This is a genomic window from Arthrobacter sp. J156 (assembly GCF_056172865.1).
Genome location: NZ_CM149650.1, coordinates 1,728,252 through 1,754,085, shown reverse-complemented (window position 1 = coordinate 1,754,085; position 25,834 = coordinate 1,728,252). Strand labels below are relative to the sequence as shown.

Here is a 25,834-nt window from a genome sequence, read left to right as displayed (position 1 = left end):
TGTAGGCTCGGGCGGGAGAAATCTGGCGTCCCGGGCCATATGCTTAGAACATGTTCAGGCTTCGCCCCCTGGCGCAAGCCGCGTCGATCTTCACCACCCCGCACTCGCCGGAGGACTTCCTCCGGCTCGTCAATCCGCTCTCCTCCGCCCGCCAGCTGCGGGGCATCGTGACCCGCGTGGTCGAGGAGACCGCGGGCTCCGCCACCATCTTCTTCCGGCCCGGCCGCGGATGGAAGGCCCACCTCGCGGGCCAGTGGGCGCGCATCGGCGTGGAGCTGAACGGCGTCCGCCACTGGCGCTCCTACTCGCTCTCCACCGCCGCGGGCCTCGATCCCGCGATCACCGTCACGGACGTCGGCGCCGTCTCCGGCACCCTGGTCCGCACCACGCGCCCCGGCGACGTCCTCTTCCTGGCCCCGCCGCAGGGCGATTTCACGCTCCCCGAGCACCCGCGCCCCCTGCTCATGCTGACGGCCGGCTCCGGGCTCACCCCCGTGATGTCGATGATCCGCACGCTCGTCCCGGCCCGTCCGGACGCCGACGTGGTCCTGCTCCACTCCGCGCGCACCGAGGCCGACGCCCTGTTCCGCGAGGAGCTGCTCGAGCTCGCCGACCAGTTCCCGGGCCTGAAGGTCCACCACCGATTCACGGGCCGCGACGGCCGCCTGGACCTCTCCACGGCCGCCGCGCTCGAGGCCGTGTGCCCCGATTGGCGCGAGCGCGCCGCCTACGCCTGCGGCCCCGGGGACTTCCTCGACTCGGCCGAGGCGCTCTGGCTCGCCAACGGCGGCCGCACCGCTTCCGGGTACGACGCCGGAGCCCCCTCCCAGCCCGCCGCGCCGGGCGCCGGGGGCGTCCCGGGCGGGACGGGCGGCGTGGCCGCGCAGGCCGCGGTCGCGACGGGCGCCCTCGTGATCGAGCGCTTCACGACGACGCTCGCCGCGGGAGACGGCGAGGGCGGCACGGTCACGTTCGAGGCCTCGGACCGCGAGGTCGCGTGCGACGGCTCCACCCCGCTGCTCGACGCCGCCGAGGACGCGGGACTGTTGCTGCCTTCCGGCTGCCGCATGGGGATCTGCCACTCGTGCCTGACCCCGTTACGCTCCGGCTCCGTGCGGGACCTGCGCACCGGCGAGGTCCACGGCGAGCCCGGCGAGCTCATCCAGACCTGCGTGTCCGCGGCCGCCGGCAACGTCAGCCTCGAGGCCTGAGGAACGCCGACGACCACGCCACCCCGAACTACGCGACCCCGAAGCACACCACGTCAAGCCGCACGATGGCGGACCACGCCACGACGAACCACACTGCCCCGAACCACCAGGAGCACGCCATGACCGACACCACCCGGGCCACGGCCCACGTCCGCACCGGCCTGCGCCGCCGCCCCGTCCCGGGCCCCGATACCACGAGCTGGGCCCCGCGCGGAGACGAGCACGACGACGGGGCCCTCCCGACCGGAGAAGCCTCGCCGTCCGCCGCGGTGCCCGGCGCGGACGCCGCCCACGATGCCGCCGGGAACGGCGCCCGGGGCGGGGCCGATGCGGAAGGGGGCATCGGCGTCGTCCGGGAGAAGCCCCGCCGTGGGGCGTTGGCCGCCGCCGGCAGCCCCACCGTCCGCCCGCCCGCCGCTGCGCACCTGAGCGATGCCGACGTCGCCGAGCTCGGCCGCGAACTCGACGCCGTGCGCGACTCCGTGCTCGCCCGGCGCGGGGCGTCCGACGCCGCCTACATCCGCCGTGTCATCAAGCTCCAGCGGGCCCTCGAGGTCGCCGGCCGCGGAGCCCTGATCCTCGGCGGGCGCAACAAGTTCGCGTGGATCGCCGGGACCGCCCTGCTCTCCGGGTCCAAGATCATCGAGAACATGGAGATCGGGCACAACGTCCTGCACGGCCAGTGGGACTGGATGCGCGACCCCGACATCCACTCCACCACGTGGGAATGGGACTTCGTCACCCCGGCCCGCTCGTGGCAGCACACCCACAACGACCTGCACCACCGCTGGACCAACGTCGTCGGGCTCGACAAGGACGTGGGCTACAACCTCCTGCGCATGGACGAGGAGCAGCCGTGGAAGCCGGTGAACCTGCTCAATCCCGTCTTCAACGCGGTCCTGGCCCCCGTGTTCGAGTGGGGGATCGCGATCTACGACCTCGAGATCGCCGAGGTCAAGGAGGGCAAGAAGCCCAAGTCCGAGCTCTTCAAGGACCTGCGCGCCATGGGCCGGAAGGCACTGCGCCAGTTCACCAAGGACTACGCCGCGACCCCCGCGCTGGCCATGGTCACCGGCTCCGGGAAGCAGGCGCTCTACGGCACGCTCACGGCCAACGCCGTGCGCAACGTGTGGGCGCACTCCGTGATCTTCTGCGGCCACTTCCCCGAGGGGGCCGAGACGTTCACCGAGGAAATGGTGGAGGGCGAGACGCGCGGCGACTGGTACGTGCGGCAGATGATCGGGTCCTCGAACATCTCCGGATCGAAGTTCATGCACTTCATGACCGGGAACCTGTCCCACCAGGTCGAGCACCACCTCTTCCCGGACCTCCCGTCGAACCGCTACGCCGAGGTCGCCCCGCAGGTGCGGGACATCTGCCGCCGCTACGGCCTGCCGTACAACACCGGGCCGCTCCTGAAGCAGGTCGGCTCCGCGTGGGGGAAGGTCTTCCGGCTGGCGCTGCCGTAGCCGCGCTGCCGTCGGCGCGCGTCCACGGCCTGGTTGTTCGGCGCGCTCACGTTGGCGCAGGTGGAGCTGGCCAGTGCTTCCACGACCTGGTTGTCCGGCGCGCTCACGTTGGCGTAGACGGGCGCAACTGTGGCCTCACTGCCTGCGCCACCCCAACGGTCAATGCGCTCGTGAAAAGGTTCCCACTTCTCCGCGTCGAGGCGCGGCGTGTCGGCGCGACACGCCGCTTTCCAGGCGGCGTGTGACCCGGGAAGTGGGAAGAAATGCAGCGCGCCGTGCCCATCCGGGAAGCGACGACCATGCGGGTCTTCTCCACCGCCGTGTCCACCGCCCTTTCCTGCGAGGCGGACACGCCTGAACCACCGGGGCCTGTCGATGATGCGCTCCCAGTCCCCAGGCCTCGTGGCCCAGCGTCGATCCGGGCAGCCGAGAGCCTGTGGGGGCTAGGATCCTCCCATGACCGGGCTGAACGGGGGACCACCTTGCGAGAATGGTTCCATTAGTGGAACCATGGCTAGATGCCGAGGATAGACGGCATTGAAAGCAAGGTGCGGAACGCTCCGACGAATGTTCGATTCGAGGATCTGGCAAAGCTCTGACAGCACTACTTTGGTGACCCTCGGAACTCGAACGGCGGAAGCCACCGAACGTACAAGACACCGTGACAGGGCGATCCACGGGTCAACATCCAAAACAAGGGAGGGATGGCGAAGCCGTACCAAGTCAAACAGGTACTTGCAGCCATCGACAGGATGAAGGAGCAGGGTGATGTCTAACCAGATGCCCTCTATCGTGGCGCACTACCGGTACTCGGTGGTGTGGTCACCTGAAGACGAAGAATTCTTGGCAACGGTTGCCGAGTTCCCCTCGCTTTCGTGGATGGAAGCCGATCAGATCGAAGCACTTCAAGGGCTGGAGAACCTGGTTCGGGAAGTCGTGCACGACATGTCAGCCTCCGGCGAGGCCGTTCCCCAGCCGTTTGCGGAACGGAAGTACAGCGGGAACCTCAAGGTACGGGTTTCGCCCGAGACGCATAGGAACCTTGCCATCGCCGCCAACGAGCAGGGAGTCTCGCTCAATCGTTTCCTGAGTGAGCGATTGGCCGGCCGCTGACGATCCGGATGCCAGACGGACTTTCCGTCGATCCCGAGAGCCCGAGTACGCCACGCTGTTGGAAGGGTGATCCGCCGGATGGCTGGTGCGTGGACGACATCGTCGGGCTGCCCTGAACGCGTGGGCGGATGATGCGGATCAGACCGTGGTTGGACAGCGCCATCTGCCCACGCGTTCAGGGGAGGCCCGTGGCCATGGCATCAACGCCTTCAACGCGTGGGCGGATGGTGCGGCCCGGACGGTGATTGGTCAGCATCATCTGCCCACGCGTTGGGGCGAGGCCAGTGCTCGTGGCCTCGGGCCTTTCGCCAGGTCGCCCCGTTGCCCCGCGTGGAGCCGGTAGGCTTCCTGCGGTTCGGAACCACATCAGTGTGGTTAACCCTCCTTGTGAGCCTTGGAAGCGCCTTTCTACACTCGAAGGCAGGGACGCCGTTGGGGACGTCCCGGGTGGCGGGGGCCACCCTACCTGGCTTGGGGTTTCATCATGGGTGTACTTCCTTCCGTCCTGTTGGGCGACGCCGTCCGCAGCATCGACGGCCACCAGCTTTCCGATGCGCCGCCGCGGCGCGAGCCGGCGGAGGAAGCCCTGCTGCGGGCGCTCAAGGGCCCCCGGCCGGCCGGAGCCGTGCTCTACGCGGATCCCGTGGAGGCCCAGGCGGTCGTCGACGCGGTGATGGAGCGCCGCGGCGGGGCCGGGAACGTGGTCCACCTGCACGGCAGCCCGTTCGCCTCCGCGTTCCCGTACGGGACCCTGTCCTTCATCCTGGCCGGCCTGCCGGAGGTCCCGTTGACCCCGCGGCACCACCTGGTCCGCTCGCTCGCCCGGGCCCTCAACGGCCTGGACGGACCCACGACGGTGGTGGTCTCCGGCGCCGCGCACGTCGACGTCGACACGATGGCCGTCCTCGCCCAGCTCGCCCAGCAGGCCGCCATCCGCCTCATCGTCAACGCCGACCATCTCGCGGACGTCCCCGCTGACTTCGAGGCGCTCGCCCGCGGCGGCGTCCTCGAGGCCATCCGGGTCGAGCCTCTGGACCTCGCCGGTCTGCGCTCCGCGGCCGCCGCGCACCTCGACGCCCCGCTGACCTCCGCCGCGGTCCGCGCCCTGCACCGCGCCGGCGCAGGACGCCCGGGCCGCCTCGCCGTCGTCGTCGAGGAGCTCGTCACGAGCGGCCGCCTGGCCGCCATCGACGGGACGTGGGTCCACGTCGCCGGCGAGACCGCCACGGGCGAGGAACCCGAGCCCTGGCCCGCCGACGCCACGGGGGACCGGCGCACGGTCCTCGAACTACTCGCCCTGCACGGCCGGCTGCCCACCCGAAGGCTGGCGGGCCTCGGTCTCGCCGAGTCGGTGGACGGGCTCCGCACGCAGGGCCTCGTCCATCCCGATCCGACCGCACCGGGCCATCTGGTCCTGGACCGGCACCTCGACGGCGACGCGGCCCGCGCGGAACTGGCGCCCGAGCGCCGCGCGGAGCTGGGCGCCCTGCTGCCGCAGGTCGGTCCAGCGGCCGTGCTCGCCGCGGCCAACGACCTCATCGACGCGGGCGGCCCCGCCGCCGCCCTCGAGGCACTCGAGGACGCCGGCCTGGCGCAGCCGGCTCCCGCGTCCACCGTCGGCACGCGGGAATGGTGCGGCATCGTCGTGACCCGGGAGCGCGCCCTGGTGGCCGTAGGGGACGACGCCGGTGCGGCGCGCCTTCTCGACGCCGCGCTCGCCCGCGCTGCGGCGGGAGGGTACGCGCTGCCCGCCGTGGTCGAACGGCTCCGCCTCTCGAGGGCCCGGACCGCGCTCCGCCGCGGAGAGCTGGACGAGGCCCTCACGGAAACCGCCCCGGGTCCGGCGCCCGCGCCCGCTGGCGTCGGGGCGTCCGCGTCCGGTCACGCCGCCTCGACACCGCGGGCCGCGGTCTCCGGCACTACGTGGGGCGGCGACGGGCTCCGACTCGAGGCCACCGCCATCCGCGCGGCGGCCTTCGCATGGCAGGGTCGCAACGGAGCGGCCCGGGACCTCGCCGACCGTGTGGCAGCCGAGCTCGACTACCACGCCTCCTCCGGGCACCTGGCGGACCTGCTCGACCCCGGACAGCTCGGGGACATCGCGCACCTGCTCCTCGAGGTCCGGCTCGCCGACGGCGACTGGCCGGGCTGCCGCGAGGCCGCCGCCGCGCTCGCCCGCTCTGGTTCGCCCGCCGCCGGTTCCGCCGAACGCGCCGAGCTGATCTGCGGGATGCTCGACGCCCTCGGCGGCCACCTGCGCGGAGCCGCCGAGCAGCTCGAACCCCTCGCCCAGCAGCTCGCCCGCACCGGGAGGCCCGACGACTTCGGGCTGGCCCGCGCGGCGCTCGCCGGCCTCGCCCGGCACCCGGGAGCGCCGGCGCTTGCCCCGCCGGCCCCGACGGCTCCGCCACGCACCGCCACCCGGCAACGCGCGATCCCGCCGGCGCCACCGGTTCCCCAGCCGGCCACGGCGCGCACCGCCACCGCGGAACCCGGGCGGGGTCCGACGTCGTACCTCGCCCGCCTCCTGGACCTCGCGGCGACGTCGACCGCCACGACCCTGGCCGGCACCGGGCAGCCGACCCGGGCGGGGCTGGCCCGCGACGCGGCCCGCTTCGCCGAGCTGGCCGACGATGCCGCGGCCCACGGGAACCGGGCCGTCGCCCTGCTCGCGCTGGCCCACGCGGTCCGCGCGGGCGATGCCGGCCGGGCGCGTGCTTTGCGCGAGGCCGCACGCGGTCACGGCATGGCGTTCGCCGGCCCGTGCCAGGAGCTCGCCGACGGCGTCCTGGAGCGCGACCCGGCCCGGATCGCTTCCGCGCTCGAGGGTTTCGCGGCCCGCGGCTACGCGGCCTTCGCCGAGGAACCCGGCAATCTGCTCCTGCCCCTGCTCTCCGAGGGCTCCGCGCGGCGCGTCGCCCGCGCCGCCGTCCGCTGCCGCGGGCACCGGGGCGCCGACCGGGCGGAGGCCCCCGCCGGCGCCGGCCCCGCGTGGGCCGAAGCGCTCACGGCCCGCGAACGGGAGACCGCCCTGCTTGTCCTCGCCGGGCACAGCAACGCCGAGATCGCCCGCCTGGTCTCCGTGTCGGTCCGCACGGTCGAGGGCCACCTCTACCAGGCCTACTCGAAGCTCGGGCTCACGGGACGGCAGGAGCTCCTGGCCCTCGCCGCCGTCGAATCCGTCCTCGGGAGCGGCCCGTGACCTCGCCCTCCTGGCGCCAGCCGATCGCCACCGAACTTGCCGGCCTCCTCACGAGCCACGAGCACCACGGCGTGGTGCTCGTCGGGCCGCCGGGGGCCGGCAAGACCACCCTCGTCGAGGAGGTCCTGACCTGGACCGGGCACTCCGGCAGCGCGCTGCGCCTGCACTGCTCGCCCCACCTGGCGGCCATGGACTACGCCGTCTTGGCCCCGTTCCTCGACGTCCCCGGCGAGCCGGAGCCCGTCTCAGTGCTTCGTTGCCTCCAGTCCGCTCTCGCCCAGGGGACGTCCGGCGGTACGAGGGACACGCTGGGCGGGACGGAGGACGACGCCGGGGCCGCACCCGGGGGCGCGGCGGCGGCACGGGGGCCGGGATGGGCCGCGGGACGGGCCGTGATCGTGCTCGAGGACCACCAGCACCTGGACCCGGCGAGCGGGTTCGTCCTGACGCAGCTCGTCTACAACCGCAGCGCGTTCCTCCTCGCCGTCGGGCACACCCCGCCCGAGCCCCGCTCGCCGCTCCACGCGCTTGTCACGGGGCGGGTCCTGTCCACGCTCTCGGTCTCAGCGCTCGACGTCGACGGCGTCGCGGGTCTTTGCGCGTCGCTCCTGGGCGGGGCGGTCACTGCCACGACGGCCCGCGTCGTGCACGCCGCGACCGCCGGGAACCCGGCCCTCGTCGGGGCGTTCATCGACGCGGCCGCCTCGCAGGGGATCCTGCACCGCTCCGACGCCGGATCGGGTGCAAGCGCGGGGGAGCAGGGACCCGCCCGTGCGTGGTACCTGTCCCGCGCCCTGCCCGAGGCCGACGCGCCCCTGATCCAGGACGTCCTCGCGATCCACCGGGCGCTGCCCGAGGGCGAGCGCGAGGCGATCGAGCTCCTCGCCCACACAGGCCCGGCTCCGGTCGAAGCCGTCCGGGCCGCGACGGGGCGGCCCGTCCCGGAAGGGCACCTGCTCGTCGTCGAGGACGGAATCGCGCGCGTGCCCGCCGAGCTCTACGCCGCGTGCCTGCGCGCCGCCGTCCCCGGCGCGGTGTGGCGCTCCCGCTGGGAGGAGGCCGGCGGGGCGGAGGAGGACTGGACGCACCGCCGCGCGGCCTGGGCGCTCGATGCCGGCCAGGAAGTGCCGGTCGACGCCCTGCTCGCCGGCGCACGCGAGGCCCTGACGCTCAACCAGCACGACGACGCCCTGGCCATGTGCCACGCCGTCGACGGAGGCGAACCGGGCCGCACGACCTCCCTGCTGCGCGCCCGCACCTACCTCGCCACGGGCCGGATCTCCGACGCGCTCGGGGCCCTGCGCGGCCTCGAGTCCATCCGGCCGCCGGCCCGGACCGCCCGCCAGGCCGTGCCGTTGTGGCTGCGCGCCGTGCACCGGGCCACGGGACGGCTCGACGCCGACGGGATCCTGCGCGAGACGATGGCGGGGTTCGCCACCGCCGTCTGGGGCGGGGAGGCCGCTGGAGGCTGGGAGCGCGACGCCTACTCGATGGCCTCGGCACGCTGGTGGCGGGCCGTGCGCGAGCGTGGGCTGGCGGCCGAGGAGATCGACCAGCTGCGCGGCCTCCTGGACCCGGCCGCGGGACGCAAGGCCGGCCTGACGCTGCGGATCGCGTTCGCCGATGCCCTGTCCGGAGCCGGGAGGACCACCGAGGCCGCGGAATTCGTGCGCGGGCTGCTCGAGGCCGGGGGAGCGCGGGTCCGTCGCCGCGACGCCGAGCTCGTCTCCCGCCTGGCCTGGAACCTGGCGCTCGGCGGGGAGTACGCGCAGGCGCGGGACGTGCTCGAGGCCTGGCACGGCACGACTCCGTGGGAGATCCACCACCGCGGCGGGAGCATCGCGGCGCTCGGCGGGCTGATCGCGTTGCTCTCGGGGGACGCCGACGCCGCGCGCGGGCACCTCAGCGAGGCCGTGCCCGAGCTCGAGCAGCGCGATCCGGCCGGGCTTCTGACCATGGCCCGGGAGCTCGCGGCCGCGGTCGGAGCGGTCCGCAGCCGGGGCGGATCGGCCCTGCCGCGCGTCGACGAGGCGCCCACGGCGGGGCAGCTCGCCGTGGCGCGCGGCCTTGCGGATCCCGCCGGCTGGGAGCGCGCCGCGCTCGACGCCCGGGCGGCCCGGCTGCCGCTCGCCGAGGCGAACATCCTGCTCGCTGCGGTCGCCCACGACGAGGTCCCGGCCGCGTCCGTCGACGACGTCCTGGACCGGCTCGCCGCGCTTGCCTCCGCCGGGCAGGGCCCCCGCCCTGCTGCGATGCTGCGCTTCGTCCGCGCCGCCCGCAGCGGTCGCGGGGAGGAGATGACGGCCGCGGCCGATGCCCATCAGGACGTCGGCGAAGCGCACCTCGCGGCGCTCGGCTACGCCCAGGCGGTGCTCGCCTACGACGCGGAGCGCCAGGAGCGCCGCCGCGGGGCCGCGCTGCGCTCCCTCCTGGAGCTGCAGTCCCGCGCCGGTCGCCCGCATTCCCGACTCGTGGAGCGTGCCGCCGGGTTCGGTGCCCTGAGCGATCGCGAGCAGGGCATTGCCGCCCTCGTCGCCCGCGGGATGAGCAACGTGGCGATCGCCCGCGAACTCGTGCTGTCGCCCCGCACCGTCGAAGGCCACGTCTACCGGATCTTCGCCAAACTGGGCATCAGCGAACGCTCAGAGCTCGCCCGCTGGCGCCCCTGACCCGCCGGTGCGCCAGACACCCCGGCGCCCCTGAGACGGCGGAGCTCATGGGGTTCCGGCCCGGCCAGGGCCACCGCCGACCACGGGGCGCGGGGCCGCGGAGGGACGCTGCGGAACCCTGCCGCATCGGGTAGGCCGGCCCCGAAGGACACGTGCACATCGGCCCGGATTACGTAGTCCCCACGCGTTCACGCGGCCCCCGTTCTCCGTAGTCTCAAGTCAACGCCGGAACACGGGACCGCGGAGCACCGCGGCCCGGGTCGGCGCCATGATCGGGCCAGGGGAACTCAACGCGCACGGACGCCCCTGGCCTTGCGGACCGCGACCGGCAAGCCACGGTTCGGTCCGCCTTCCGTGAAGGGGCTTCCCGTGTGGCCGGACCTGACGCCGTCCTGTCCGGCCAACTCCCCCCAAGCGCGGGTGGCCGTCCGGTGGACCCCGTCGCACCTGTTCCAGGCAGGTGGCGGGGTCCGCTGTGCGCGGGAAGCGAACCGTCCGGAACCACGTGGTCCCGAACGGCTTTCGAGTAGTCCCCCCAGACCGACCACGTAGGGCCCGCGGAACCCGGCGCCCCGGCCACGTGGAGCACCGCGCCAATGGGGTATCCGTCCACCCGTGCCGCCCCGCGGACCCCTTCCTAGGCTCGGTCGCGTCATCGCTTGCCGGCTGAGCTGGCGAGACCGCCTTCCGAGGAAACATTGGGGAAAATCATGCATGCTTCCGGACCCACGCCGAACCTCTCCGTCGTGATCCCGACCTACAACGAGGCCGCCAACATCGGCCACGTGCTCTCCGGACTGCCGGAGATGGTCGATGAGATCATCATCGTCGACGGCCACTCGACCGACGGCACCATCGAGGCCGCCGCCGAGGTGCGCAACGACATCAAGTTCGTCTTCCAGACCCGCCGCGGCAAGGGCAACGCCATGGTCGCCGGCTTCTACTCCGCCTCGGGGGACCGGATCGTCGCGATCGACGCCGACGGCTCCATGGAACCCCGTGAGATCCCGCGCTTCGTCGATGCCCTCGACGGCGGCGCCCACTATGTGCGCGGCAGCCGCTTTATGCGCGAGGGCGGCAGCACCGACATCACGCCCCTGCGCTACGCGGGCAACCAGGTCCTCAACGGCTTGGCCAACGTCATGTGCGGGACCCGCTTCACCGACCTCTGCTACGGATACGTCGCGCTGCGCCGCTCGGTCCTGGACCTCATGCGCTTTCCCGACCCCTTCGACCCCGGGCTGGGCCGGGTCTGGGGCGACGGGTTCGAGATCGAGACGCTCATGGCCATTCGCGCCGCGAAGGCGGGCCTGCAGATCTCGGAGGTCCCGAGCTTCGAGGCCGACCGGCTCAACGGCGAAAGCAACCTGAACACCTTCAAGGACGGCGCGCGCTGCCTGCGCACCCTCATCACGGAGGGCGTCGCGCCGCAGACCATCTCCCGGATCCCGGAGACCGCGCCCGTGCCCGTCCTGAGCATCCCCGGCGTGCACGAGGTCCACCCGGACCTCGTCTCCGTCGGCCGGCGCATCGCCGACAGCGCTGCCGGGGCCCTCCAGCGCGCCGCCGAGTCCGGCGCCGCCGCACGGCGGGCCTCGTGAGGCGCCCCGACGCCGCGCCTGCACCCCAGCGGGTCAGCGTCGTCGTCTGCGCCTTCACGGAGCGACGCTGGGACGACCTCTGCAAGGCCGTGGCCTCGCTCGGGCGGCAGAGCGTCGCCCCGGAGGAGGTCGTGGTGGTCATCGACCACAACGAAGCCCTCCTGGAACGGGCCCAGCGGACGTTCTCCCACGCCACCGTCGTCGCGAATCTCGCCGAGCAGGGACTCTCCGGCGCGCGCAACACGGGCATGTCGGTGGCCTTGGGGGACACCGTCCTGTTCCTCGACGACGACGCCTCGGCGGACCCCGAGTGGCTCCGCGAGATGACGGAACCGCTCGTCGACCCGGACGTCGTCGGAGTGGGCGGCTACGTGCTGCCCGCCTGGGACGGCGGAGTGGAACCGGCCTGGTTCCCGGAGGAGTTCTACTGGGTCGTGGGCTGCAGCTACCGGGGCCTGCCCGGCGACCGGCAGCCGATCCGCAACCCCATCGGCGCCGCCATGGCCTTCCGGGCCCCCAGCGTGCGCGCCGCGGGCGGCTTCTCCAGCACGCTCGGGCGCATCGGGGACAAGCCCGTGGGCTGCGAGGAGACCGACCTGTCCCTGCGGATCGCCGCGCGCGAGCCGGACCGACGCGTCGTCCTGGCCCGCACCGCCGTCGTCCACCACCGCGTCCCGAAGGACCGCCAGCACCTCGGCTACTTCCTCCGCCGCTGCTACTGGGAGGGCGTCAGCAAGGCCGTCCTCGCCAGGAGGATCGGCGACGGCGGGGGCCCGGGCCTCTCGAGCGAACGCACCCACGCGCTCAAGACCCTGCCCACCGGGATGCTCCGCGCCGTCGTCGAATCCCTCGCCGAGCGCCGGCCCGCCCGGGCACTGCGCGCCGGGGCGATCGTGCTCGGCCTCGCCGCGACCGTCTTCGGCTACGCGAGCGGGACCGCCCGGAAGGGGACCGACGTCGTCCAGGACGGGAAGGAGCCGGTCCATGCCTGAGACCGTGACGGCGCAACGTGGCCGGGGGGGCCGCCACGTCGCCGTCCGGACGAGCGAATGGAGCTCCCCGGTCCTGCGGGGCGGACTCGCCCTCACCCTGAACAGCATCGCCGGCGCAGCGCTCGGCCTGGTGTTCTGGGTCCTCGCCGCGCGCCTGCTGCCCGTGGCCCACGTCGGACTCGGCATGGCCACGGTCGCGACCATCACGACCGTGGCCAACCTCGGCCAGCTGAACCTCTACCAGACCGCCGGCGTCCTGCTCGCAGGGAGCACGCGCCGCCGCCGCCTGTCCCTCGAGCTCACCGGGCTCGCAGCCGGCGCGACCGCCGTCGTCGGCAGCGGCGCCCTGCTGTTGTGGACCGTGACGGACCTCGGCGACGAGCTCGTCGTCGGCGGGCCGTTGATCCTGGCCTGCGCGCTCGGATGGACGCTGTTCGCGCTCAAGGACGGGCTTCTCGTGGGCCTGCGCGGCTTTATGGCCGTGCCCGTCCTGAACACCGCGTACGGGCTGCTGAAGATCGCGGCCCTCGTGCTGACCGCCGCCGCGCTCGGCGGCGCCTCGATCGTCCTCGCGACGTTCCTGCCCATCCTGCTCGTCCTGCCCGTCGCCGCCTGGCTGCTCCTGGGCCGGACGCGCGAGGGGGGCGCGCCCTTGCCTGCCGCCTCCTCGGCCGGGGCGCCGAGCGGCCTGGACCGGCGCTTCATCGGCGTCGACTACCTCGGATTCGTCTGCCTGCAGCTGTCCACGACGCTGCTGCCGTTCCTCATCCTGTCCTGGGCCGGCGCGCACGCGGCGGGGATCTTCGCCGTCGTCTGGCTCCTCGTGGTCATGCTCGACACCCTGGCCCACAACGCCGGCGTCCCGCTCGCCTCCGAGGCCGCGCGCGACCCGCGCTCGGCACGCCGCCTCGCCGGGATGATCGGCCGCCGCGCGTTCGCGCTCGTCGCCCTCGGCGTGGCCGGCACGCTGCTGCTCGCCGAGTTCATCCTGGGGTTCTTCGGCGCCGAGTACGCGGCGGACGGGGCCACGGCCCTGCGCCTCATGGTGCTCGCGAGCCTGGCCCGCTGCTACACCGTCCTCACGCTGGCCCTGCTGCGGGCCCGCCGGCGCGCGGGGGCCGCGTCCGGCGTCGAGGCCGTCCACCTGGCGGCGCTGCTGTGCGCGGCCGCCGTCCTCGTGCCCGCGCACGGGGTCACCGGCATGGCCGCCGCCTGGCTCGTCGCCCAGGCCGCCACGGCCGCCGCCGCCTACTTCACACGCGAGACCGGGGGGAGCACTCGATGAGCAACGGAGCACTGGCCTTCGACGGCACGGCCGACCGCAGGGTCGCCGCGCCCGTCAAGGGCGCCAAGAAGCGGACGGGGAAGGACATGCCGGCCTCCCGCGGAGCGGGCGGGAAGCGGGGGCGCCGCGCGGCCTCCCCGGCCACCGCGCCGTCCGGCCCGGCGTCGTCGCCCGGCCCCGCGACCGCGTCCGGCCCGGGTTCGCCCGGCCCGGGTTCGTCCGGTCCTCAGTCGTCCGGCCCGGCGTCGCCCGGGCAGACGACCCCGCCCCGCCCCGCGCGCACCCCCGTCCCACCCGCCGCCGCGTGGGCGAGCCTCACGGCCCTGATTGTCGCCGTCTGCCACGTGGCGGTCGCGGCCGCGAACCCCGCCGAGGGGCCGCTGCCGCTCGGCATCATCCATGCCGTCCCCGCCACGTTCTACGTGGCCGTCGCGGCGTCCACGGCCGCCGTCGTCGTCCTCCTGCACCAAGCGCGCGAGCACCCGCTCCTGCTGGGGCTGAACACCGCCGTCCTGGCCGCCGTCCTGCACGGCACCACGCCGCTGCTGGAGGGGTGGGCGCGCTTCCCGACCGCGTGGCTGCACGCCGGCTACACCGAGTCCGTCATGGTCAACCTCGACGTGGAGCCGCAGCTCGGCGCGCGCTTCAGCTGGCCCGGGTTCTTCACCGCCGCGGCCGCGGTCCTCTCCGGCAGCGCCGACGGCGTGCCGGAGCCCGTGCTGCGGTGGGCTCCCGTGTTCTTCCAGGTCCTCTACCTGGCGCCCCTGCTCGTGATCGCCCGCCGGCTCTGCGCCTCGTGGCGCACGGCCTGGCTCGCCGTCGCGCTCTTCGGCTTCGCCAACTGGGTGGGGCAGGACTACTTCGCCCCGCAGGCCTCCGCGATCCTCATCTCGCTGACCCTGCTCGCGCTCGTCCTCGGCTTCCTCACGGGCCCGCCCAAGGTCCTGCGCTGGCCCGCCCGCCTCCGCCGCGGCTCCGGGGCCCGGAGTACGACGCCGGACGCCCCGCCCGCCGCCGCCGTCCCACCTGCCGTCGCACCTGCTGTCGAGGCCGTCGCCGCACGTTCCGTTGCCCAGGGGCCCGGGACGTCGGCCCCCGCCGACCCCGGGGCGCCCGCCGCCGCGGGCACCCGTGAAGCCGTGCCGGCCGGGTCCGGACCCGGCGCCGCGCTCGCGGCGGCGACGGCACCCGGGCGCGGCCCCGGCGTCGTGCCCGGCAGCGCCAAGGTCCCCGTCGGCACCCAGACCGCCGCCGTGCTGCTCATCACCCTGCTCGCCGCCGCGCTCGCCGCGAGCCACCAGCTCACGCCGTTCGTGCTCGCCATGCAGCTCGGCGCCCTCTGGATGGCGCGCCGCCTGCGCTCGGTCCTCCTGCCTGTCCTCGTCGGCCTCACCGCCCTGCTGTGGACCTCGTGGGGCGCGATCGACTACTGGATCTCCCATCTCGACGACGTCTTCGGGCAGGTCGGCGACCCCGGCGCCGTGTTCCAGAACACCGTCGCGCCCAAGCCGCAGGTCTCCGAAGAGCACGCCCGGGTCCTGGACCTGCGCATGCTCTACGTCGGCCTGCTCGGCGTCGGCGCGTTCGCCGGATTCGCGCGGGCGGTGCGCGCCGCCCGGGGGCTCGACCTCACCGTCCCGCTCCTCGCCGCCGCGCCCGCCGCGCTCGTGCTCCTGCAGGACTATGGAGGCGAGGTCATGCTGCGCGTCTTCCTCTACGCCACGCCGTTCGTCGCGATCCTTCTCGCCCAGGCGTTCGCGCCCGCGCTGCGCCTGGGGTGGAAGGCCGGCGTCGCCGTGGTGCTTGCCGCGGCCCTCGCCTCGCCCCTGTTCCTCGTGGCCAAGTACGGCAACGAGTCGTTCGAACGGGTCACGCCCGAGGAGGTGGCGCTCGGCGAGTGCCTCTACCGCTCCGCCCCGGCCGGCACCGCGATCCTCGCCGTCAGCCCGCACCTGGCCTGGCAGTTCCGCGACGTCGCCCGGCACTACCACCTCACCGTCAACGAGATGTCGTTCGACGTGACCGACCCCGACGGCATCGGCTGGCAGCTCATGGAGGCCGACGGAGGCGGCTACGTGATCGTCAGCGAACCGCAGCTCGTCTACGCGGAGCGAGCCCTCGGCGCGCCCGCCGACTGGGGCGAGACGCTGAATGCCGCGCTCGCCGCCGACCCGCGCTACACCCTGGTCTGCTCCAACGGGGCCGGGGCCGCTTACCGCTTCCAGCCGGAATCAGGAGAGTGAGAGCCATGCAGGACACCAGGGAACAGCCACCGGCCGTCGCACCGCCACCCCGGCGCTCGCCGTTCGCCGTGCGGCGCGCGCTCCTGGCGCTCGTGCTGGCGTGGGGCCTCGGCGCCGTGGCGCTCCTGGCCTCCGGGGCCACGGGCGCGTGGGCGTCGGGCGTCATCGCCCCGTTCATGCTCTTCGGCGCCGGGGTGGCCATGGTCGCCTCCGGCTTCTGGAACCACGAGGGCGCCCTGCGGATCGCCGTCGCCGCCGGCGGCGGAATCTCCGCCGTCATCGTGGTCAGCCAGCTCCTGGTGCTCACCGGGGACTACTCCCCGCAGGCGATCGCCGGCATCCTGACCGCGGCCGTTGCCCTGATGTGGGCCGTGATGGAGGTGAAGCAATGGACTACGCGTTCCTGACCAGTCCCGCGGCACTGCTGCTGTGCCTGGCCTCGCTCCCGCTCCTCGTGGGCGCCTCGATCGCCGGGCTCCCCAACAGCCCGATCCAGCGCGCCCTGTGGCCGCTGCGGATCGCGGCGAGCCTGGCCGTGCTGCTGGCGATCGTGCTGATCGCCGCCCGCTTCGTGGTGGTGAGCGCATGAGCCGGATCGCGCACGTGAACCTCGGCGGCTCCGCGTCCGCCGCGGATGGGATCGGCGCCGTCGTCGCGACCCTGGCCGCCGAACAGGAGAGGCGCGGTGCCACCGTCCTGGTCCTCGGACCCGCGTGGGCGGAGTCCGATGCCGGCGAGCCGCCGCCGCTGTTCCGCGCCAAGCGGGAACTGGCCCGCTTCGCTCCCGACGCCGTGCACTTCCACTCCGTCTACCGGCCCGCGCACGCCCTGCTGGCCCTGTGGTGCCGGGCGCACGCCGTGCCCTACGTCGTTTCACCGCATTCCGGCCTCGCCGCGGCGGCGCGCCGCCGCCAGGCCGTGCGCAAGGCGTGGTGGATCCGGCTCGTGGACGCGCCCATGCTGCGCCGGGCCCGCGCCGTGGTGTGCCTCAGCGGCCAGGAACGCGACGACGTGCTCGCCGCCGCGCCGCGCGCCGGGACCCGCATCGTCGCGAACCTGCTCGCCGGCGACCCGGCCGACGTGCCGCGCTGGACCGGCGGCATCGGCGGCACCGGCGACCCGGGCGCCGCGCCCCACCCGTCCGGCGTCGTCGCCCCGGCCGGGGACGGCATCCCGGCGGCCCCGGGCACGGGCGGGGGCCCCGGCGTCGTACCGCGTCCCCGCGTCCTGACGCTCGCCCGGTACGACGTCCACCAGAAGGGGCTGGACCGGATCGCCGAGCTCGCCGCCCGGCTGCCCGGGATCGACTTCACCGTCCACGGGACCTTCGACAAGAACGACCCCGACGGCGCCCGGCGCCTCATCGACGCCGCCCCGCCGAACCTCGACTTCGCCGGAGTCGTCACGGGGGAGGAGAAGGACCGCGCGCTCGCCGGGGCCGACCTCTACCTCCAGCCGTCGCGCTGGGAGGGGATGTCCGTCGCCGTCCTCGAGGCGATGCGCGCGGGCGTCCCCTGCGCCGTCTCGCCCGAGGTCGCCCCGACGCTCGGAGCCGACGGAGCCGCCGGCGTCTGCGTGCTCCCCAACGAGCCCGACGACGCCGCGCGCACCCTCTCCGCGGCCCTCGCCGACCCGGCCGCCGGACGCGCCCGCGCCCGCGCCGCGGCGGCCTGGGTCCAGCGGACCACGGCCCCCGGGGCCATCGTCGAATCCCTTGCCGCCGCCTACGGCATCGCCGCCCGCGGCAAGGCGAGCGGACGGAGGAGGGCGGCGGGCATCACCGCGCCCTAGGCGCGGACCGCGGCGCCTGGAAGCCGCGGCCAACGGGCGCCGCGGCGCCACAACAGACGGCGCCGCGGCGCCGAGGACACAACGGATCACACGCTGGTGGGGGGAGCCCCCGGTGTACTCGCAAGGAGGCAAAGGGACATGGGCCAGGAGACGTGGAACGAGCAACGCGGCAACGGGAGCGGGCCGCCGGAACGGGGCGTGCGGGGGCGCGCCGCTGAGGTGGGGCGCGCTGGGTTGGCGCGCCGTGCGGCGGGCGCGGAAGCGGGGCCGGGCGCATCCGGTCGCGGGAAGCGGGCGGCCGACGCACCCGGTCGCCGGAAGCAGACGACCGGCCGGCCGGGATTCCGACGCCGGGGCGTGCGTTCCGTCGTCGCTGCGGCCGTGCTCGCGCTCGTCGGCTCGATCCTCGTCGCACTGCCCGCGGCGCCGCCGAGCCACGCGAGCCTCACGGGGCTGCCGCCGGGCTTCATCGACGAGCAGGTCGTCGGCGGGCTGCCGTACCCGACGGCCGTCGCGTTCACGCCCGAGGGCGGGATGTTCGTCGCGCTGAAGTCGGGGATCGTGCGCGTCGTCGAGGACGGCGGGCTGCTCGCCGAGCCGTTCATCAACCTCTCCGACATCGTCCACGACAACGACGACCGCGGGCTCTTGGGGCTCGCGGTCCACCCCGAGTTCCCCGCCGAACCGTACGTGTACCTTCTGTACACCTACGACCCGCCCGGCGTGAACCCGGACCAGGGCTGGCCCGTAGCCGGCCGCGTCTCCCGCCTCGAGCGCTTCACCGCCGACCCCGCCCACGGATACCTGCGCGCCGTGCCGGGCTCCGGCGTCGTGCTCGCCGGCACCAACAGCATCCGCGAGAATATCGGCAACGAGAACGACGGCCGCGACGACGCGTTCGTCTCCTGCATGACCGGCGGGACCCTCGCCGGGGAACCGATCCGCGACTGCCTGGCCTCCGACGAGAACTCGCACACGATCGGCTCCGTGGCGTTCGCGCCCGACGGCAGCATGTTCCTCACCAACGGCGACGGCGCGAACTACAACTCGATCGACCCCCGCGCCCTGCTGACCCAGGACCTCGACTCGCTCTCCGGCAAGGTCCTGCGGATCGACCCCGCGACCGGCGACGGCCTGCCGGACAACCCCTTCTACGATCCCGCCGACCCCGGATCCAACCGATCGAAGGTCTGGTCCTACGGCCTGCGCAACCCGTTCCGGGTGGCCATCCACCCGGGCAGCGGCGCGCCGTGGGTCGGCGACGTCGGCTGGGGGACCTGGGAGGAGATCAACACGGGCAAGGGCGCCAACTTCGGCTGGCCCTGCTACGAGGGCGGCGCCGCTTCCGGCACCGAGGGCGCCAACACGGTCAGCCTGCAGCAGGGCACGTACGCCACGAGCCAGGCCACCGCGGCCGGCTGCGCGGCCGTCTACGCCCAGGGCGTCGACGCCGTGACCGCCCCGCGCTACAGCTACGACCATTCCGCCGGTGGCGCCTCCGCCAACGCGGGCACCTTCTACGAGGGGTCCTACTACCCGGCCGAGTACTACGGCGCCTTGTTCATCACCGACTACGACCGCCGCTGGATCCGCGCCGTGCACTTCGACGAGGGCGGGGCGGTCTCCGAGGTCGGCACGTTCGGGCTCGCCGCCTCGACCGGATCCGGACCCGTGCAGCTGCTCACCGGGCCCGACTCCAACATCTACTGGGTCAAGTACTCCTCGAGCGGCGGCGAGGTGCGGCGCATCCGGTACGTCGGAGCGGGCAACTTCCCGCCCACGGCGATCGCCACCGCTGACCGGACGAGCGGGACCGTGCCGCTCACGGTCGAGTTCAATGGCGCGCAATCCTACGACCCGGACGGCGACTCGCTCAGCTACAGCTGGGACTTCGGCGACGGCAGCCCCGCCAGCACCGAGGACTCGCCGACGCACGTCTACACCGAATCCGGCGTGCACACCGCGCGGCTCACGGTGACGGACGACAGCCCCGAGCAGCTCAGCCACACCTCCGAGGTGATCGTCAGCGCCGGCACGGATCCGCCGATGGCCGAGGTCGCCTCGCTCGCGCCCGAGGTCTACCAGGTCGGAGACGACCTGGTGTTCAGCGGCGGCGGGCAGGCGGCCGGCGAAGCGATCCCGGTCTCCGAGCACCGCTGGGAGGTCCGGCTCTGGCACAACACCCACATGCACTACGTGACCCCGACGTGGGCCGAGGACCCGGAGCAGCCGGGCATCAGCACGGGCTCCGTGGAGGTCGACGAGCATGGGGACGAGACCTGGTACGAGATCTGCCTGACCGTCCGCGGGCCGAGCGGGCTCGAGGACGTGGCGTGTCGCGCTGCGCACCCGGACCGGCTGGAGTACGAGGTCCACACCCAGCCCGAGGGACTCGCGGTCAGCTACGAGGACGAGGGCCTGCAGGTCCACGGCCCGGCCGTGATCCGGCCCGTGCGTGCCTCCGAGCAGACGCTGTCCGTGGCGCCGATCCAGGCCCGCCGGACGTTCACGGGCTGGAGCGACGGGGTCGAGTCCAGGTCGCGGAACTTCACCGCGGGGACCGATCCGCGCAGCTTCACGGCCGTCTACGAGAACCTGCCCCCGACCATCTCGGTGCAGGCCCAGGGCGCGCTCAGCGGCCCCGCGCCGCTGACGGCCCGGCTGACCGCGACCGTCGCGGATCCGGAGAACGACGCCCTGACGGTGACGTGGCTCGAGGACGGGGAACCGCTGGGGACCGGCCTGGAGCTGGTCCACGACTTCACGAGCCCCGGGGAGCGGACGGTGACCGCCGTCGTCACCGATTCGCTGGGGGCGCAGGCGACCGCCGCCCTCGAGTACAGCGTGGGCTCGCCGATCGGGATGCCGGATCCCTGGCAGACGCGGGCCGTCGGCACGCCCTATGACCCGGGTGCCGCGGCGTTCGACGGCGCGGTGCTTTCGCTCGGTGTCGGCGGCACGGACATCTGGGGAACGGGCGACCAGTTCCGCTACGTCTACGCCCCGGCCGAGGGCGACTTCTCCCTCACAGGGCGCGTGGCCTCGCTCGACGTCCACGACGACTGGGCGAAGGCCGGGATCATGCTGCGCAACGGGCTCGGGGCGGACGCCGCGAACGCCGCGTTCGTCGCGACCGGCGGCGGGCTGGCGATGCTCCAGCGCCGCGCCGAGGCCGGCGCGCCGACGTCCGTCGTCGGCAGCACGCAGGAGTACGACGCCGGATGGCTGCGCCTGGAGCGAAGCGGCGGCACCGTGACGGCGTCCCTGTCCGACGACGGAGCTTCCTGGACGCCGTTCGACACCTTCGACTGGGCCCCGGTGCCCGGCCAGTTCGTGGGCTTCGCGCTCTCCTCGCACGGCGGGTATCCGCCGGCGGCGGCGCAGTTCGACTCGATCGCGCTGGATGCGGGGGATCCGACGGATCCGACGGATCCCACGGATCCCACTGATCCGACGGATCCGACGGATCCGACCGACCCGGGCGAGCCGACGGAGTCGGCGTGGGTCTCCGAGCTGGAGCTGATCGACGTGTCCAACGGCTATGGTCCGGTGGAGCTGGACCAGTCCAACGGCGAGGACGGTTCAGGTGACGGCTTGCCGATCAGTATTGGCGGGACGGTCTTCGAGCGTGGTCTGGGAGTGCATGCGGCGAGTTCGGTCTCGGTGCTCCTGGGCGGCCAATGCGCGGTGTTCTCCGCCGTGGTCGGGGTGGACGACGAGGTCGGTTCCAACGGCTCGGTGGTCTTCCGGGTTCTCGGCGACGGGGAGCTGCTGGAGGAGACCGGGGTGTTGACCGGTTCGGACGACGGAGTGGCGCTGTCGGTGGACTTCACCGGCGTCGACCGGCTGACGCTCGAGGTCACCAATGCGGGCGACAACGACTGGTGGGACCACGCCTCATGGGGCAGCGCACGCGTCGAGTGCGGCGCCGTCGATCCGACCGATCCGACGGATCCCACGGACCCGACCGACCCGACCGACCCGACCGATCCGACGGATCCCACGGACCCGACCGACCCGACCGACCCGACCGACCCGACCGATCCCACTGACCCGACGGATCCCACTGATCCGACGGACCCGACGGACCCGACGGACCCGACCGATCCCACTGATCCGACCGAGCCGGGCGACCCCGGTTGGTCCGTCGAGACCTTGGCGCCGGTGGCGACGGGTGCGAACACGCACTCGGTGACAACGGCGGACCTCGACGGCGACGGCGTCCTCGACGTCGTGGCGGCGGTCGCCGGACTCGACGCGGTGGCGGTCGCCCGCGGCAACGGGGACGGGACGTTCGCGGCCCCGACCCGCTACTCGACGGGACCCGGCAGCTTCCCGAAGTACGCCGCGGTCGTGGACCTCGACGGTAACGGGACGCTGGACCTCGTCACGGCCAACCAGGACTCGACCGTCGGCGACGACGTCGCGGTGTTCCTCGGTGCCGGGGACGGCACGTTCGCGGAGGCCGTCACGTACGCGGCCTGCCTGCGCCCGCACGAGGTAGAGGTCGCCGACTTCGACGGGGACGGCGTGCTGGACGTGGCCGTGGCCTGCTGGGGCGGCGACGACGCGGCGCTCCTGCCGGGTCTCGGCGACGGGGAGCTCGGCGAGCCGGCGTTCTTCCCGGCGGGCAACGCGGGACACTCGCTCGTCTCGTCCGATTTCAACCAGGACGGGCAGTTGGACCTGGCGGTGGCGGCCTACGGATCCAACCGGGTGACCGTCCTGTTGAACGATGGGGAAGGAGGCTTCGCGGCCCCCGTCGAGTATTGGTCGGGGCTGGGTCCGCACAACCTGCAGCTCGTCGAGCTCACGGGCGACGGGATTCCGGACCTACTGGTCACGGCGGAGATCGGCAACGTCGTCGGCATCCTGGCGGGCCGCGCGGACGGGACCTTCGCGGACACGGTGTTCCACGACGTCGGACCGCACCCGAAGGCCGCGGCCGTCGCCGACCTGGACGGGGACGGGGTGCTGGACATCGTCACCGCCAACACCCACGGCAACTACCCCAACGGGTCGACGCCGACGAGCCTGACCGTGCTGTTCGGCACCGGCTCGGGCGGCTACGCCGAACCGCTCAGCGCGCCGGTCGGGCTCACGCCCTTCGCGGTCCACGCCGCGGACCTGGACGCGGACGGGGTGCTGGAGCTGCTGACGGCGAACTGGCACTCCGGCGACGTGGCCGTCCTGCGCCAGACACCGTAGGCGCGACGGGCCGCGCGAAGACCTTCCCGGTTCTCCATGGCCTAGGCCGATGTGGCCCGGCGTGTCCCACCGACACGCCGGGCCGCTGGTCCGGGAACTGGGCAACCTTCCACACCGCCGTGTCGCCGACGAGGAATTCCGGCGTTGTCGCGGCGCCCTAGACTTGAAACCATGACGTCCGCAGCTCCCTTGGTCCTAGGCATCGAATCCTCCTGCGACGAGACCGGCGTCGGCATCGTCCGCGGGACGGAGCTGCTCGCGAACACGGTCAGTTCGTCGATGGACCAGCACGTGCGCTTCGGCGGAGTCATCCCGGAGATCGCCTCGCGCGCGCACCTCGACGCGATCATCCCCACGCTCAGCGAGGCCCTGCGCACCGCAGGGGTCACGCTCGAGGAGGTCGACGCCCTGGCCGTCACCTCCGGCCCCGGCCTGTCCGGCGCGCTCATGGTCGGCGTCGCCGCCGCCAAGGCCCTCGCCCTGGCCACCGGCAAGCCGCTCTACGCGATCAACCACCTCGTCGCCCACGTCGGCGTCGGCGTGCTCGACGGCGGCGAACTGCCCCCCAGGCTCGGGGCCCTGCTCGTCTCCGGCGGCCACACCGAGATCCTCAAGATCAACAGCCTCACGAGCGACGTCGAGCTCCTCGGGGCGACGATCGACGACGCTGCCGGCGAGGCCTACGACAAGGTCGCCCGCCTGCTGGGTCTCGGCTATCCGGGCGGCCCGGTGATCGACCGGCTCGCCAAGGAGGGGAACGGCAAGGCCATCCGCTTCCCGCGCGGGCTCACGCTCCCCAAGTTCGTCGGCACGCCGGAGGCGCCCGGCAAGCACCGCTACGACTTTTCCTTCTCCGGCCTGAAGACCGCCGTGTCCCGCTGCGTCGAGCAGTACGAGGTCCGCGGGCTGGAGATTCCGACGGCGGACATCGCCGCGAGCTTCCAGGAGGCCGTCGTGGACGTGGTCACCTCCAAGGCCGTCACCGCGTGCAGGGAGCACGGCCTGGAGAACCTCCTGCTCGGCGGGGGAGTGGCCGCGAACTCCCGGCTCCGGGAGCTCCTTGCGGACCGCTGCGCGTCGGCGGGAATCGCCCTGCGCATCCCCAAGCCCAGCCTCTGCACGGACAACGGGGCCATGGTCGCCGCCCTCGCGGCCCGGCTCGTCGCCGACGGAGTGGCCCCCAGCGGGCTCGGCTTCGCGAGCGATTCCGGCCAGCCCGTCCAGCGGATCAGCCTGGCCGCTTCGTGAACCGCCCCTCCACCCCCGCGATGCCGCGCGCCGACACCCCACCTCGCTCCGGCCGGCCGCCGGCGCGGAGGACGCCTCCCGCGATCCTCCGGCTGACGGCGGCCGTCGCCGCGGTGGCACTCCTCGCCTCCTGCACGCCAGCGGTCCCGGAACCGGACGGCTCGAGTCCGGCCCCGGCGTCGTCCTCCACCGCCCCGCCCGAACCCGCGAGGACGAGCTGGGGACCGCTCGAGGACGACGTCGAGGCGGCAGGCAACGCCGTGGCGGCCATGAGCCTGGAGGAGAAGGCCGGGCAGGTCATCGTGGGGTTCTACTCCGGCGTGGACCCGGCCGCAGAGCTCGAGCGCGCCGCCGAGCTCCACCTCGGAGGCGTCATCATCATGGGCGACAACGTGCCCCTCTCCGCGGGCGGTGCAGCGGGAGGCGGCGCGGCCGGTGAAGGGGCCGAAGGAGGCGCGAGCGGCGTCGACACGGACGAGCTCGCCGAGACCATCGCCGCATTCCAGGACGTGCTGACCACCGGCCGGGACTGGCCCGGGATCGTCGGCGTGGACCAGGAAGGCGGCCTCGTCGCCCGGCTCAAGGCCCCGCTCGCCGAGTGGCCGACGCCCATGGCCTTCGGCGCCGCGGGCGACCCGGCGCTGACCGGCCGCGCGCAGGCCGCGATGGACGCCGAGCTCGCAGCGCTCGGATTCACGATGAACTTCTCGCCCGACGCCGACGTGACGATCGGACCCGCCGACCCCGTGATCGGCGCGCGGTCCTTCTCCTCCGACGCGCACACGGTCGCCGAACACGCCGTGGCCGCCGTCGAGGGCGCCCTGTCCGCGGGCGTGCTGCCCGCCGTCAAGCACTTTCCGGGGCACGGCTCCGTGACCACCGATTCCCATGTGGGCCTGCCCGTCCAGGACGCCACGGCGGAGGAGCTCGCCGCCCGCGACTGGGTGCCGTTCGCCCGCGCGGCCGAGGCCGGGGCGCCGATGGTCATGATGGGGCACATCGCCGTCGCGGACCTCGACCCCGGCGTGCCGTCGTCCTTGTCCGCCGCCAACTACGAGGCCCTGCGCGGACTCGGCTTCGAGGGCGTCATCGTGACCGATGCCCTGAACATGGGCGCCGTGGAGCAGTCCGCGCCCGGGGGGACGGCGGCCGTCGGGGCGCTCGCCGCGGGTGCCGACCTGTTGCTCATGCCCTCCGACTCCCGGCGGGCCCACGCCGCCGTCGTCGACGCCGTCGAATCCGGGGAGCTCGACGAGGCGCGGCTCGACGAGGCCGCCGTACGCGTCGTCGCGCTCATGATGTGGCAGGAGCGGCTCGCGGGGGACGCCGGCGCCGAAGGCTCGGCGGCCGGGGATTCCTCCGGTGCGTCGTCCGCGGCGCCGGCCTCCCGGACGGCCCACGCCGTCGCCCTCGAAGCCGCCCGCGCCGCGGTGACACAGGTCGAGGGGGAGTGCGGGGCTCCCTTGGTCGGCGAGGCGATCCAGATCGTCGGCGGCCGGGCGGAGGACCGCGACCGCCTCGCCGCCGCGGCCCGCGAGGCCGGTCTGCGCCTCGGGGCGGGCGATGTCGTCACGCTCCTCGGCGCGGGATCGAGCACCGGCAACGGCGACGTCGTCGTCGCGCTCGACGCGCCGTGGGGCCTCGCGCGCTCCACCGGGCGCACCGCGGAGATCGCCCTCTTCGGCCGCTCGCCGGAGTCCTTCACCGCGCTCGTCGAGGTCCTCACCGGTGGGGCGGCGGCCCCGGGCACGCTGCCCGTCGCCGTCGGGGACCACCCGCTCGGCCACAGCACGTGCCCGTGA

General features: G+C 73.9%; 15 protein-coding genes. All 15 read left to right on the top strand.

Annotation, left to right across the window (positions count from 1 at the left end):
* The first annotated feature begins 50 nt into the window (after positions 1-50).
* The 15 genes from AC0QR5_RS07960 (at position 51) to AC0QR5_RS07890 (ending at position 25,834) form a co-directional block, all read left to right on the top strand.
* Positions 51-1,211, top strand: a complete 1,161-nt coding sequence (locus AC0QR5_RS07960; RefSeq protein WP_329860487.1) for a ferredoxin reductase — start codon at positions 51-53, stop codon at positions 1,209-1,211.
* A 119-nt stretch (positions 1,212-1,330) separates the two neighbouring features.
* Entirely contained in the window at positions 1,331-2,680 is a 1,350-nt protein-coding gene (locus AC0QR5_RS07955) for a fatty acid desaturase family protein (RefSeq protein ID WP_329860486.1), read from the top strand.
* A gap of 768 nt (positions 2,681-3,448) precedes the next feature.
* On the top strand, positions 3,449-3,793 hold the full coding sequence (locus tag AC0QR5_RS07950) for a type II toxin-antitoxin system HicB family antitoxin (RefSeq protein ID WP_329860485.1): 345 nt from the start codon (positions 3,449-3,451) through the stop codon (positions 3,791-3,793).
* A gap of 484 nt (positions 3,794-4,277) precedes the next feature.
* Positions 4,278-6,995: a helix-turn-helix transcriptional regulator gene (locus AC0QR5_RS07945; RefSeq protein WP_329860484.1), complete on the top strand. Its 2,718-nt coding sequence runs from the start codon at positions 4,278-4,280 to the stop codon at positions 6,993-6,995.
* Positions 6,992-9,664: a LuxR C-terminal-related transcriptional regulator gene (locus AC0QR5_RS07940; RefSeq protein WP_329860482.1), complete on the top strand. Its 2,673-nt coding sequence runs from the start codon at positions 6,992-6,994 to the stop codon at positions 9,662-9,664. Before AC0QR5_RS07945 ends, AC0QR5_RS07940 begins: the two co-directional genes overlap by 4 nt.
* A 710-nt stretch (positions 9,665-10,374) precedes the next feature.
* The gene (locus AC0QR5_RS07935; protein WP_329860481.1) at positions 10,375-11,265 is read left to right on the top strand and encodes a glycosyltransferase family 2 protein; all 891 of its coding nucleotides are present in this window, start codon (positions 10,375-10,377) and stop codon (positions 11,263-11,265) included.
* The gene (locus AC0QR5_RS07930; protein WP_329860480.1) at positions 11,262-12,257 is read left to right on the top strand and encodes a glycosyltransferase family 2 protein; all 996 of its coding nucleotides are present in this window, start codon (positions 11,262-11,264) and stop codon (positions 12,255-12,257) included. Before AC0QR5_RS07935 ends, AC0QR5_RS07930 begins: the two co-directional genes overlap by 4 nt.
* Complete coding sequence (locus AC0QR5_RS07925; protein ID WP_329860478.1) at positions 12,250-13,542, top strand: polysaccharide biosynthesis protein; 1,293 nt, start codon at positions 12,250-12,252, stop codon at positions 13,540-13,542. The genes AC0QR5_RS07930 and AC0QR5_RS07925 overlap by 8 nt, the downstream gene beginning before the upstream one ends.
* Entirely contained in the window at positions 13,539-15,785 is a 2,247-nt protein-coding gene (locus AC0QR5_RS07920; RefSeq protein WP_329860477.1) for a hypothetical protein, read from the top strand. The genes AC0QR5_RS07925 and AC0QR5_RS07920 overlap by 4 nt, the downstream gene beginning before the upstream one ends.
* 5 nt (positions 15,786-15,790) lie before the next feature.
* The gene (locus tag AC0QR5_RS07915; RefSeq protein WP_329860476.1) at positions 15,791-16,192 is read left to right on the top strand and encodes a hypothetical protein; all 402 of its coding nucleotides are present in this window, start codon (positions 15,791-15,793) and stop codon (positions 16,190-16,192) included.
* Positions 16,174-16,374, top strand: coding sequence for a hypothetical protein (locus AC0QR5_RS07910; RefSeq protein WP_329860475.1), 201 nt, complete (start codon positions 16,174-16,176; stop codon positions 16,372-16,374). The genes AC0QR5_RS07915 and AC0QR5_RS07910 overlap by 19 nt, the downstream gene beginning before the upstream one ends.
* On the top strand, positions 16,371-17,576 hold the full coding sequence (locus tag AC0QR5_RS07905; RefSeq protein WP_329860474.1) for a glycosyltransferase family 4 protein: 1,206 nt from the start codon (positions 16,371-16,373) through the stop codon (positions 17,574-17,576). The genes AC0QR5_RS07910 and AC0QR5_RS07905 overlap by 4 nt, the downstream gene beginning before the upstream one ends.
* 357 nt (positions 17,577-17,933) lie before the next feature.
* Entirely contained in the window at positions 17,934-22,784 is a 4,851-nt protein-coding gene (locus AC0QR5_RS07900) for an NPCBM/NEW2 domain-containing protein (RefSeq protein ID WP_329860472.1), read from the top strand.
* 171 nt (positions 22,785-22,955) lie between these two features.
* Positions 22,956-24,032 carry a tRNA (adenosine(37)-N6)-threonylcarbamoyltransferase complex transferase subunit TsaD gene (gene tsaD / locus AC0QR5_RS07895; protein ID WP_329860470.1) on the top strand — a complete coding sequence of 359 codons (1,077 nt, stop codon included), beginning with the start codon at positions 22,956-22,958 and terminating at the stop codon, positions 24,030-24,032.
* Positions 24,029-25,834, top strand: a complete 1,806-nt coding sequence (locus AC0QR5_RS07890; RefSeq protein ID WP_329860469.1) for a glycoside hydrolase family 3 N-terminal domain-containing protein — start codon at positions 24,029-24,031, stop codon at positions 25,832-25,834. The genes tsaD and AC0QR5_RS07890 overlap by 4 nt, the downstream gene beginning before the upstream one ends.

Coding starts and splice junctions, on each gene's coding strand:
- AC0QR5_RS07960 (WP_329860487.1), top strand. CDS start 51: ATGTTCAGGCTTCGCCCCCTGGCGCAAGCCGCGTCGATCTTCACCACC.
- AC0QR5_RS07955 (WP_329860486.1), top strand. CDS start 1,331: ATGACCGACACCACCCGGGCCACGGCCCACGTCCGCACCGGCCTGCGC.
- AC0QR5_RS07950 (WP_329860485.1), top strand. CDS start 3,449: ATGTCTAACCAGATGCCCTCTATCGTGGCGCACTACCGGTACTCGGTG.
- AC0QR5_RS07945 (WP_329860484.1), top strand. CDS start 4,278: ATGGGTGTACTTCCTTCCGTCCTGTTGGGCGACGCCGTCCGCAGCATC.
- AC0QR5_RS07935 (WP_329860481.1), top strand. CDS start 10,375: ATGCATGCTTCCGGACCCACGCCGAACCTCTCCGTCGTGATCCCGACC.
- AC0QR5_RS07925 (WP_329860478.1), top strand. CDS start 12,250: ATGCCTGAGACCGTGACGGCGCAACGTGGCCGGGGGGGCCGCCACGTC.
- AC0QR5_RS07920 (WP_329860477.1), top strand. CDS start 13,539: ATGAGCAACGGAGCACTGGCCTTCGACGGCACGGCCGACCGCAGGGTC.
- AC0QR5_RS07915 (WP_329860476.1), top strand. CDS start 15,791: ATGCAGGACACCAGGGAACAGCCACCGGCCGTCGCACCGCCACCCCGG.
- AC0QR5_RS07910 (WP_329860475.1), top strand. CDS start 16,174: ATGGACTACGCGTTCCTGACCAGTCCCGCGGCACTGCTGCTGTGCCTG.
- AC0QR5_RS07905 (WP_329860474.1), top strand. CDS start 16,371: ATGAGCCGGATCGCGCACGTGAACCTCGGCGGCTCCGCGTCCGCCGCG.
- tsaD (WP_329860470.1), top strand. CDS start 22,956: ATGACGTCCGCAGCTCCCTTGGTCCTAGGCATCGAATCCTCCTGCGAC.